At 61.5% G+C, this 11,141-nt stretch carries 10 protein-coding genes and 1 pseudogene; all 11 read left to right on the forward strand.

What is annotated here, in order from left to right; all coding sequences use genetic code 11:
* Positions 1 to 39: 39 nt before the first annotated feature.
* Positions 40 to 1,251 carry an NO-inducible flavohemoprotein gene (gene hmpA / locus ACODTA_RS26680; protein ID WP_004212704.1) on the forward strand — a complete coding sequence of 404 codons (1,212 nt, stop codon included), beginning with the start codon at positions 40 to 42 and terminating at the stop codon, positions 1,249 to 1,251.
* A 12-nt stretch (positions 1,252 to 1,263) separates the two neighbouring features.
* On the forward strand, positions 1,264 to 1,725 hold the full coding sequence (locus ACODTA_RS26685) for a hypothetical protein (RefSeq protein ID WP_004212706.1): 462 nt from the start codon (positions 1,264 to 1,266) through the stop codon (positions 1,723 to 1,725).
* 249 nt (positions 1,726 to 1,974) lie between these two features.
* Complete coding sequence (locus tag ACODTA_RS26690; protein ID WP_004212707.1) at positions 1,975 to 2,763, forward strand: YbaY family lipoprotein; 789 nt, start codon at positions 1,975 to 1,977, stop codon at positions 2,761 to 2,763.
* Between the two features lie 345 nt (positions 2,764 to 3,108).
* Positions 3,109 to 4,752 (forward strand): cytochrome-c oxidase, cbb3-type subunit I, encoded by a 1,644-nt coding sequence (gene ccoN / locus ACODTA_RS26695; RefSeq protein ID WP_004212708.1) that lies wholly within the window; start codon positions 3,109 to 3,111, stop codon positions 4,750 to 4,752.
* Between the two features lie 3 nt (positions 4,753 to 4,755).
* Positions 4,756 to 5,508: a cytochrome-c oxidase, cbb3-type subunit II gene (gene ccoO, locus ACODTA_RS26700; RefSeq protein ID WP_004212709.1), complete on the forward strand. Its 753-nt coding sequence runs from the start codon at positions 4,756 to 4,758 to the stop codon at positions 5,506 to 5,508.
* Between the two features lie 15 nt (positions 5,509 to 5,523).
* The gene (locus tag ACODTA_RS26705) at positions 5,524 to 5,694 is read left to right on the forward strand and encodes a cbb3-type cytochrome c oxidase subunit 3 (protein ID WP_004212711.1); all 171 of its coding nucleotides are present in this window, start codon (positions 5,524 to 5,526) and stop codon (positions 5,692 to 5,694) included.
* Positions 5,685 to 6,563 (forward strand): cytochrome-c oxidase, cbb3-type subunit III, encoded by an 879-nt coding sequence (ccoP, locus tag ACODTA_RS26710; RefSeq protein ID WP_004212713.1) that lies wholly within the window; start codon positions 5,685 to 5,687, stop codon positions 6,561 to 6,563. Before ACODTA_RS26705 ends, ccoP begins: the two co-directional genes overlap by 10 nt.
* Positions 6,564 to 6,761: 198 nt before the next feature.
* A complete protein-coding gene (locus ACODTA_RS26715) occupies positions 6,762 to 7,580 on the forward strand; it encodes a DUF2189 domain-containing protein (protein ID WP_004212715.1) in 819 nt (272 codons plus the stop codon).
* Positions 7,581 to 7,582: 2 nt separating this feature from the next.
* Positions 7,583 to 9,844, forward strand: a complete 2,262-nt coding sequence (locus tag ACODTA_RS26720; protein ID WP_004212717.1) for a heavy metal translocating P-type ATPase — start codon at positions 7,583 to 7,585, stop codon at positions 9,842 to 9,844.
* Positions 9,841 to 10,050: a cbb3-type cytochrome oxidase assembly protein CcoS gene (gene ccoS, locus ACODTA_RS26725; RefSeq protein WP_004212718.1), complete on the forward strand. Its 210-nt coding sequence runs from the start codon at positions 9,841 to 9,843 to the stop codon at positions 10,048 to 10,050. The genes ACODTA_RS26720 and ccoS overlap by 4 nt, the downstream gene beginning before the upstream one ends.
* Before the next feature lie 262 nt (positions 10,051 to 10,312).
* Positions 10,313 to 11,141, forward strand: a pseudogene (locus ACODTA_RS26730) (IS3 family transposase); the annotation flags it as partial.

Here is an 11,141-nt window from a genome sequence, read left to right on the forward strand (position 1 = left end):
CGCCGGGAAACTCGAATCCCTTCCAACAAGGAGAAGTTTATGTCGCAGCCCCTCAGCGATCAGACCATCGCGCTCGTCAAGGCGACGGTCCCCGCGCTCGAAGCGCATGGTCTGGATATCGTGCATGAAATGTATTCCAGGATGTTCCAGAACCCGGACATTCGCGATCTTTTCAACCAGTCGCATCATGGTGACGCCGGTTCGCAGCCGCGCGCGCTCACCGGCGCCATTCTCGCCTATGCCAGCAATATCGACAATCTCGGCGCGCTGGCTCCCGCGGTCGAGCGCATCGCGCAAAAGCATGTCGGTCTCCAGATACTGCCGGAGCACTATCCGCACGTCGCCGAAGCACTGCTCGGTGCGATCAAGGCGGTGCTGGGCGATGCGGCGACCGACGAAATCCTCGGGGCCTGGGGGGAAGCTTACTGGTTTCTCGCCAATATCCTGATCGCGCGGGAACAGCGCGTCTACACCGAACAGAAGGACGCGGCCGGCGGCTGGAACGGCTGGCGCGATTTCCGCGTCGAAGACGTTGTGCGCGAAAGCAGCGTCATCAATTCCTTTGTCCTTCGCCCCGTCGACGGCGGCCCCGTCATGCGCCACAAGCCGGGCCAGTATCTTACCTTCTGGCTCGAAATTCCCGGACATCCGCCGGTCAAGCGCAACTACTCGATTTCGGCCGCCGCCAATGGCGAAACCTATCGCATTTCGGTCAAGCGCGAGCCGCAAGGGCTCGCGTCGGGCTGGTTGCACGACGAGGCGAAACCCGGGACGATCCTGAAGGTGGCCGCGCCTGCTGGCGAATTCTTCCTCGCCGATCATGTCGAACGGCCGGTCGTACTGCTGTCGGGCGGCGTGGGCCTGACGCCGATGGTGGCGATGCTCGAAGCCCTCGTTCAGAACGGCGCCGAAGTGCCGGTTCATTACATCCACGGCACGCATGACCGCGACACCCATGCGATGCGCGACCATGTCCGCGCTGTGGCGAGCCATGGCCAATCGATCGCGATCACCGATTTTCACCAGACCCCGCTCGAGGATGAAACAGAGGGCAGCGACTACGATGTGGCCGGCATAATTACCGATGAATGGTTGGTCGCCAGCACACCGGTCGCACAAGCGGACTATTACATCTGCGGGCCGCGTCCGTTCCTGCGTCATGCGGTCTCGACCCTGTCGCTGGCGGGTGTGCCGTCGGACAGGATCCACTATGAGTTCTTCGGCCCGGCCGACGAACTGCTCGCGGCCTGAGGGAGCGGAGGCATGGACGACATCATCCTGGCCCGGGCCGTTCATGTCCTGGCGGTCCTTGTCTGGATCGGCGGCGTGGCGTTCGTGACGCTTGTGGTGATGCCGTCCGTGCGCGCCGCCAATCCGCCGGCGGAGCGGCTGGCGGCCTTTCATCGACTGGAGGGGCGCTTTGCGGCGCAGGCGCGCATCTGGGTGCTATTGGCAGGACTGAGCGGCTTCTGGATGATCTATCGCGCGCAGATGTGGGACCGCTTTTTCGATCTTCGCTTCTGGTGGATGCATGCGATGGTAGGGCTGTGGGCCGTGTTCGCCGCGATGCTTTTCGTGATCGAGCCGCTGTTTCTCCACCGCCGAATGATGACATCGGTCAAGCCCGCCGCAGATTTTGCCCGAATGGAGACACTTCACCGAATATTGCTGGGTATCGCGGCTGTCACGGTTCTCGGCGCAGTGGCGGGAAGCCACGGGTTCTAGACTGCGCTTTTCGTGTGGTTCCAAAATTCAGTGGCTGTCTCCCAAGAGGGGATCAGATATCCGCCGGGGCCGCCCGCGCCAATCCAGCCCAATCTTCCGCCCGCCATCGGACGTTCGTGGTTCGGAACCATCCTATGCGAAGTCGATTCCCACAGGACTGCCGCTCGAAGCCCTCCCATTATTGCCGATGCCATGGGTTCCGCCTGACCTGCTCTCTTCCGCTCCAATCGCACAGCAAAGTGAAACGCCATGTTCAACAAGCCATTCACAGCCGTACTGGCGATGACCATGCTCGCGCTCGGCGGCTGCGCGACAGGCGCGCGATACGTCGATCCCCAAGCCCCCATTGCGGAGCTGAGAGACAAGGTCGTAACCGGCAACGCATCCTATCGACAGCGCATCGCTCTGCCCGCCCGCGCGAAATTCAACGTGAGACTGCTGGACGTTTCGCGCGCCGATGCGAGATCGGTGATCATTGCCAAGGAAACGCGCGAGACAGCAGGGCAGCAGGTTCCTTTGCCATTTTCGATTAGGGTGAAGGAACAGGACTTGAAGACCAACATGCGTTACGCAGTCCGTGCGACGATTACCGATCCCGAGGGCAACCCGATATGGACCACGGATACGGTTCATTCGGTCGATCCCACGCGGTTCGAGCAGGATCTGGGGACGCTCAATATGGTTCGCGTTGGTGACCGCCCGGCGGCTTCAGGCTTGATCGGCCCGCAATTCAAGGTGGAGGACATCAATCAGACCGGTCTGATCGACAAATCCAATGTGACGGTGCAGTTTTCGCAAGACGGCCGAGTGAGCGGATCGGCCGGCTGCAACAGGTTCACCGGCGACTATTCGATCGAGGAACAGTCGCTTCGGATCGGACCGCTCGCCGTGACGCGCCGGGCTTGCGTGCCGGCGCTCGGGAACCAGGAAACCAGGTTCCTGGCCATTCTGCAGGATGTGACCTCATGGTCCGTCAACAGCAATGGGTCAGTGCTCTTCCGTGCCGACGACGGACGATACCTGGCGGCGATACGCTGATTCGACCGCAGTATGCTGAAGAGCGGCTGCCGCTCAGTCCTGACCGATCGGAGACGGAGGTCGAGCCAGTCTTGGACACAGGCTTAACGGTCCAAGAGCTTGATCGGCAAAAGTCCATTGCGCCGTCGCCAAACACAGGTTCAAATTCGGCCGCGATGCGTGGCGAGCGACGCTGACCACTGATTTTTTGGTGTTTACCGCGGGAGACGGCAGGGCAATAGTTGGGAACTTCCGTCCGACCCGCGTGTTGCTGGTTCGGCGCGAGCTGTGTTCCCATCGGGAGCGAACCTGCTGCTGCGCTGTCAGCCCGTGGCGATGACCGATGAGGGGGGAAATAGATCGGCCATGATACTGACCTTGACCGAGACCGAACGCCAGATCGCGCTCGCCATTTCCGTTGCCGTCGGTCTGTGCGGCCTCGTTCTCGCAGCGGCAGGCAATCAGGACACAATGGAAATCCACGGCTGGCTGATCCTGGCCATTGCCGCCATTTGCGCCATCATCGTAATCCGCGGCATCTGGGGACCGGAACCGCCAAAATCCCGTTTGCAAAGCTACTATGACGAGCCCATCAAGGCCGGCATCATCGCCAGCATGGCTTGGGCGGTGGTGGCGATGTTCGTGGGGGTCTGGGTCGCCGCGCTGCTGGCATTCCCTGACCTGACGTTTGACAGTGCCTGGGCGAGCTTCGGCCGCTTGCGACCGGTGCACACCAGCGGCGTGATCTTCGGCTTTGGCGGCAACGCGCTCATCGCCACCTCGCTGCATGTCGTGCAGCGGACCTCGCGGGCGCGTCTTCCCGATCAGCTTTCGGCCTGGTTCGTGCTGGTGGGCTACAACCTGTTCTGCATCCTCGCGGCCAGCGGTTATCTGCTCGGGGTTACCCAATCGAAGGAATATGCCGAGGCCGAATGGTATGCCGACATCTGGCTGGTGATCGTCTGGGTGACCTACTTCATCCTCTACATCCGGACGCTCGCACGCCGCAAGGAACCACACATTTATGTGGCCAACTGGTACTTCATGGCCTTCATTCTCGTCGTCGCGATACTCCATATCATCAACAATCTCGCGATTCCGGTCTCGCTGGGCCATGCGAAGAGCTACACCATCTGGTCGGGCGTCCAGGATGCTATGGTGCAGTGGTGGTATGGTCATAACGCCGTCGCCTTCTTCCTGACGGCGGGCTTCCTGGGCATGCTCTATTACTACCTGCCCATCCGGGCCCAGCGGCCGATCTTCTCCTACCGTCTCTCGATCCTGAGCTTTTGGGGCATTACCTTCTTCTACATGTGGGCGGGTTCCCACCACCTTCATTATACCGCCCTACCGCACTGGGTTCAGACGCTGGGCATGACCTTCTCGGTGATGCTCCTCGTGCCGTCATGGGCTTCGGCTGGCAACGCCTTGCTAACATTGAACGGCGCCTGGCACCGCGTGCGCGATGATGCGACGCTCCGCTTCATGATGGTCGCGGCGGTGTTTTATGGCATCTCGACCTTTGAAGGTTCGTTCCTCGCCATCCGGCCCGTCAATTCGCTTTCGCATTACACCGACTGGACGGTTGGCCATGTTCACGCCGGCGCGCTCGGCTGGGTGGCGCTCATCACCTTCGGCTCGCTCTACACGCTGGTGCCGTCCTTGTGGAAGCGCGAGGCGATGTATTCGCCCGCCTTGGTCGAGTGGCACTTCTGGCTCTCGCTTGCCGGCACTCTTGTCTACATTTTTGCCATGTGGAACTCGGGCATCATCCAGGGCCTGATGTGGCGGACCTATACGGAGGAAGGCACGCTAGCCTACTCCTTCCTGGATTCGCTCAGAGCCATGTATCCCTATTACATCGCGCGTACGCTCGGCGGCCTTCTGTTCCTGATCGGTGCTGTGATCGGCGCCTACAATATGTGGAGGACCATTCGCGCCGCCTCGGCCCAGGCGCCGTTCGAAGGCGACGTCCCGCTACAGGCCGCGACGGCGGCGGGGAGGGCCTGAGCCGTGGCGGAACTGTTTCATCGCAAGCTCGAACGTTCGGCGATCGGCTTCGTGCTCGCCATCATCGCGGCTGCCAGTGTCGGCGGCCTCGTCGAGATCGCTCCGCTTTTCACGATCGACGAGACGGTCGAGGAGGCGCCAGACATGCGGCTCTACACGCCGCTCGAACTGGCGGGGCGAAACATCTATGTGCGCGAAGGATGCTATGCCTGTCACAGCCAGATGATCCGGACGCTGCAGGACGAAGTTGAGCGCTATGGTCCCTATTCGCTCGCGGTCGAATCCAAATATGACCATCCGATGCTCTGGGGTTCGAAGCGCACCGGACCCGACCTCGCCCGCGTTGGCGGCAAATATTCCGATTTCTGGCACGTCGCCCATCTGACCAATCCGCGCGATGTGGTGCCCGATTCCAATATGCCGGCCTATCCCTGGCTGGCGCGGACGCCCTTGCGCCTCGCTGATCTGCCCTTGCACCTCAAGGCGCTGCGGGCCGCGGGGGTGCCCTACACCGATGCCATGATCGAGAATGCGAGCGTCGATGCCTTCGACCAGGCGACACCGGAAAGCTCGACCTCGTCCGGTATCACCGAGCGGTATGGCGAAGAAACGCAGGTTCGCGTGTTCGACGATGTGGCGACCGAGGTCACCGAGATGGACGCGCTCGTCGCCTATCTTCAGGTTCTCGGCCGGCTGACCGACGTGCCGTACAAGAATACGGCCGCGCCGCAGAAGCCGCCAGAGCCGGTGAAATGACATGAGGAGGCAGGCATGGACATAAGCCACGAGGCTCTTGTTGCATTCTCGAAAAGCTGGGGGCTGTTCTACCTCATCGGTCTGATGATCGGTGTCCTCATTTATACGTTCCGGCCGTCCAATCGTGGCAAGTTCAACCGAGCCAAACAAAGCGTTCTCGATCAGGACGACAAGCCATGGACGTAGAGCGCGATCCCGTCAGCGGTCATGAAACGACCGGCCATGTCTGGAATGGCATCAAGGAGCTCGATACGCCGGTCCCCAAGGGTGTGCTGATTTTTCTGATCGTCACCCATCTCTTCGCTTTCGCCTGGTGGATTCTCATGCCGACTTGGCCCTTGGGCGACACCTACACCAAGGGAATTCTCAACATCGACCAGCGCACCTCGGTCGAAAAGCACCTGGTCGATTCGCAGGCGGGACGGGCCGACTGGATAAAGCGGATCGAAAGCGAGAACCTCGAGCAGATCGCGGCCGACCCCCGGCTCATGACCATCGTGCGTAGCACCGGCCACCGGTTGTTCGGCGACAACTGCGCCGCCTGCCACGGCATTAATGCCAAGGGGGGTTATGGTTATCCCGATCTGACCGATGACGACTGGATCTGGGGCGGCGACCTTGAGACGATCGCGCAGACCATGCGTGTTGGGGTCAATGTGGAGCATCCGCAGGGGCGCGTCTCGCAGATGCCCTCGTTCGGACGCGACGGGATACTCGATGCCGATCAGGTCAGTCTGGCGGCCAACTATGTCTACGCCTTGTCGCATCCCAAGTTCGTGACGAATGCCAATCGGACGTCGATTGTATCGGGGCGCGAGGTCTTCATGGCCAATTGCGCGATTTGCCATGGCGAGGATGCGCGCGGGAAGCGCGATGTCGGCGCTCCCAATCTGACGGACGCGCGTTGGATCTATGGAGGAGACATCGATCAGATCGTGGAGACCGTCCATGGCGGACGCCAGGGGCATATGCCGACATGGGACGAGCGGCTTACGGACTCGGATATCAAGATATTGGCGCTCTATGTTCATTCGCTGAGCGCGCCTCAGCGATGACGGCCATGCGATCCCGATCCCGGTGGCTGGTCTGGACGCTGGTGGCAGCAGGCCTTTTGCTGTTCGTTCTTGCGAACGCGCATTTTTTCTACGTCGCCTTTCGCTCGCAGCCCGAATGCGTGGGACATTTGAAGGAACGCGCGAACGGGAGCGGGCAGTATCGCGCGGCGAAATCGGCATGCTGAAAGGTAGCGGGACATGAGCGATAAAAGCCCCTCTTATGGCTTGCTGAGCCAGACCTCGGGCATCGAGGAGACGAAGAGCGCGCGGTTTCAGCGCCATCTTCCCGCTTCCATCGGCTTCCAATGGCTCAAGGCCGGATGGCAGGATCTTTTCCATCGGCCGATGCCGAGCCTGGCCTACGGTCTGGGCATTTTCCTTCTGTCTCTCGCTGCTGTCGCGATGCTCGCGCTGTATGGCCGCGACTATATTCTTTTTCCCGCGCTCGCCGGCTTCATGATCATTGCCCCGCTGCTGGCCATCGGACTCTATGAGAAAAGCCGCAACCGAGAAGCGGGACGCGATACGTCGCTGCGCGAAATGCTCCTGGTGAAACCGGCGGCGGGCCCGCAGGTGCTTTTCACCGGGGTCCTGCTCAGCCTGCTGATGCTACTGTGGATGCGATCCGCGGTGCTCATCTATGCGTTGTTCTTCGGCGTGCGCCCCTTTCCCGGCCTGCCTCACATAACCGCCTTCCTGCTGACCGAGCCGGTGGGATGGATTATTCTCGGCGTCGGCACGGCGGTGGGCGGCCTGTTCGCCTCATTCGCTTTTGCGATCAGTGTTTTTGCCATTCCGATGCTCCTCGATCGCAAGGTCGATGCGCTCACGGCGATGGGAACAAGCACGGCGCTCGTCTGGAACAACCTTGCGCCGATGATCGTCTGGGGCGCCATCGTCCTTGCGCTTTTCATACTCTGCGCGGCTACGGGCTTGATCGGCCTCATCGTCATCTTCCCGTGGCTTGGACATGCCACATGGCATGCCTATCGCGCGGTCTCAGACACGCAGGCCTAGACATGGCCAGCCATGCCATGCCTGCCGTCCAGGCGCCGACATCATTGACCGGGCAATCGGTCGATGAACTCATCTTCGCCAGCCAATCGCTGGATGACGGAACGATGAGGACGCAACTGTCGGTCCCGACCGCGCATTGCGGCGGATGCATGGCGAAGATCGAGCGCATCCTTGGTAACCTCGAGGGCGTCGTAGCGGCTCGGGTCAATCTATCGACGCGGCGTGTGACCGTCACATGGCGGCAAGCGCAAACCGCGAGTGCACCGCCTTTGCTGGCAACGCTGAACGAGGCGGGCTTCGAGGCAAATCTTCTCAGCCAACCGGACGAACGCGCCGATCCCGAAAAGCGCCGGCTGATCGTCGCGACAGCGGTCGCCGGCTTCGCGGCGATGAACATCATGCTGCTTTCGGTGTCGGTCTGGTCAGGCGCCGACCCCGCTACGCGGCAGCTGTTCCATCTCATCTCGGCGCTGCTCGCGCTTCCCGCGGTATTCTTTTCGGGGCGCATCTTCTTCTTGTCGGCATGGTCGGCATTGCGCGCGGGACGCACCAATATGGATGTGCCCATCTCGATCGGCATCGTCCTGACACTGGGTCTCAGCATCTACGACACGCTGCATTTCGGACGCCATGCCTATTTCGACGCGGTCGTGACGCTGATCTTTTTCCTGCTTGTCGGACGAACGCTCGACCATGCCATGCGTGACAAGGCCCGTTCGGCCGTGCTCGGGCTGACGCGAATGACGCCTGCGGGCGCGAATGTAATCGGCACGGATGGATCGCGCGCTTTTAGACCGCTCGAGGATGTCTCGGTGGGTGATGTCATCCTCGTCGCGCCAGGCGAGCGTGTTCCGCTGGATGGTCTTGTCCTTGCGGGCGAGGGCGATCTCGACACTGCCGCGGTCACGGGCGAGGCGATGCCGGTGCCGGTACGACCGGGAAGCACGCTCGTTTCGGGCATGCTGAATCTCAATGGTTCGCTCAAGGTGCGTGTGACCAACAGCCACGCGCGGTCCTTTCTATCCGAAATGGTGCGAATGATGGAAGCGGCCGAGCAGGGCAGAGCACGCTATCGCCGTCTCGCCGACCGTGTTGCGGCCTATTACTCGCCGATCATCCATTCGCTGGCCTTGGCCGTGTTTGCCGGGTGGTTCCTTGACACAGGCGATTGGCATCGGGCGCTGACCATTGCCATTTCGGTGCTCATTGTGACCTGTCCCTGCGCGCTTGGTCTCGCCATACCCATGGTTCAGGTCGCCGCGGCGAAGCGCTTGTTCGAGCACGGCATCGCGCTCAAGGATGGAAGCGCGCTCGAGCGGCTTGCACAGGTCGATACCGTGATTTTTGACAAGACCGGCACGCTCACTCATGGCGATTTGCGAGTGAGCAAGATCGCCATCGATGAACCCTATCGCGCAATCGTGATGGCGCTGGCGTCGCGTTCCAACCATCCCGTCGCACGCGCGATTGCCGCCAACGGCGGCGCCTTGTCCGGCCTCGATCTGGACAGTTTTTCCGAGCTGCCGGGCCGGGGTTTGGAGGGCCAGCGGAACGGCCATCTGTTTCGCCTGGGGCGTGCCGATTGGGCTTTGAATCCAGGCACGGGCGAGAGTGGCGGTTTCCAGACCGTGTTCTCGGTCGATGGTGAGCTTGCCGGCCATTTTGCCTTCTTGGACGTTGAAAAGACGAGTGCGCGGGAAGCGGTGGCCAAGCTTGACGCGCTTGGGCTGCCTATCGAACTGCTTTCGGGCGATCACATTGCTTCTGTGTCGGGGTTCGCGAACGCGATCGGTATCGCCCACTGGCGTGCCGGATTGCTGCCGCAGCATAAGGTGGAGCGGCTTCAGGCGCTGGCGGACAGTCAGCGCCTGACCTTGATGGTGGGTGATGGGCTGAACGATGGACCGGCACTGGCGGCGGCGCACGTTTCGATGGCTCCTTCCAATGCCGCCGACATCGGTCGGGCGGCCGCGGATATTGTTTATCTCGGCCAGGATCTCGATGCGGTTCCGCGCGCTGTGCAGATCGCGCGCGCGGCCCGGCAACGTGTCCGCCAGAACCTGGCGCTTTCCGTCGGTTATAACCTTTTGGTGATTCCTGTGGCCATGGCGGGCTATGTCACCCCACTGCTTGCTGCCGTCGCCATGTCGCTTTCGTCGATTTCGGTCGTTGCGAACTCTCTGCGAATTCCCGCAGCACGCGGATCACGGCTTAGCAGGCGAGCGCCGGCACCGACCCTCGTTCCCCTGGCCGCTACCCGATGAGCGGGATCCTGTGGCTGGTGCCGGTCGCGCTGCTGATGGGCCTTGCTGGGCTGGGCGCCTTTCTTTGGTCGATGCGCACCGGGCAGTATGATGATCTGGATGGAGCGGCCGAGCGAGTCGTGACCGACGCCAAGTCAGACCAGCCTCTTGTCGAACCTGATGATTGGCGACCCGAAACCGAGGGCGAGGCAAATCGTTTGCGATAAGGATGGTGGTGTGGACACCATTGGGCAAAGGACGAAGTGATGATGCAGGCACCGAGTTGGAATTGGGTGGGCGTCCTTGCCTTCATCTGCGGGGCGGCGGTCATCATTCCCAGCCTTGTCGCGCTTGCACTCAGTCTTGCCGCTGTTGCCCGAAACCTCCTGTGAGGCTGGCATCGGTCTGACGGAGGGATAGTGGTCTACCTTGGAAAAACTGGTCCAATTCTGAAGAGAGCCCATTTGGGCATGAGAATTGGAGAAATGTATGGGACGTCAGAGGTTTACGCCGGAGCAGATCATAGCGAAGCTGCGTGAAGTAGAGGTGATTGTGGGGCGAGGCGGCACAGCGGTGGAGGCTTGCCGCCAGATCGGGATCGCGGAGCAGACGCTATATCGGTGGCGCAAGGAATATGGCGGGCTGAAGGTCGACCAGGCGCGGCGAATGAAGGATCTGGAGCGCCAGAATGCGCGGCTGAAGAAGCTGGTGGCCGACCTCGCGCTCGACAAGGCGATCCTGCAAGAGGCGTCGAAGCTGACTTTTTGAGTCCCTCCCGTCGCCGTGAGGCGATCGAGCAGATCCGTCGCGCGTTGCCGGTATCGGAGCGACGGACCTGCCGTGTTCTGGGCCAGCATCGTTCGACACAGCGCCATCCACCGAAGGATGATGCCGACGAGCGGCGGCTAACAGCCGACATCATCGCGCTGGCCAAGGACTATGGCCGGTATGGCTATCGCCGCATCCATGTCTTGCTGGGCCAGGCGGGCTGGCAGGTCAGCCTGTCAGTGGTTGAGCGTATCTGGCGGCGGGAGGGTCTTAAAGTGCCGAAGCGGCAACCGAAACGGCGGCGGCTCTGGCTCGGCGACGGATCGTGCATCCGGCTGCGCCCGGAGCATCGCGGCATGTGTGGTCCTACGACTTCGTCGAGGATCAGACGCACAACGGTCGCAAGTTCCGAATGCTCGACATTATCGACGAGTTCAGCCGGGAATGCCTGGCGATGGTGCCGCTGCGGCGCTTCCGGTCGAACGACGTGATTGACGTGCTGACCGATCTGTTCATCGAGCATGGGCCGCCCGAGCATATCAGATCCGAT

It is taken from the genome of Sphingomonas sp. FG14 (assembly GCF_057809675.1).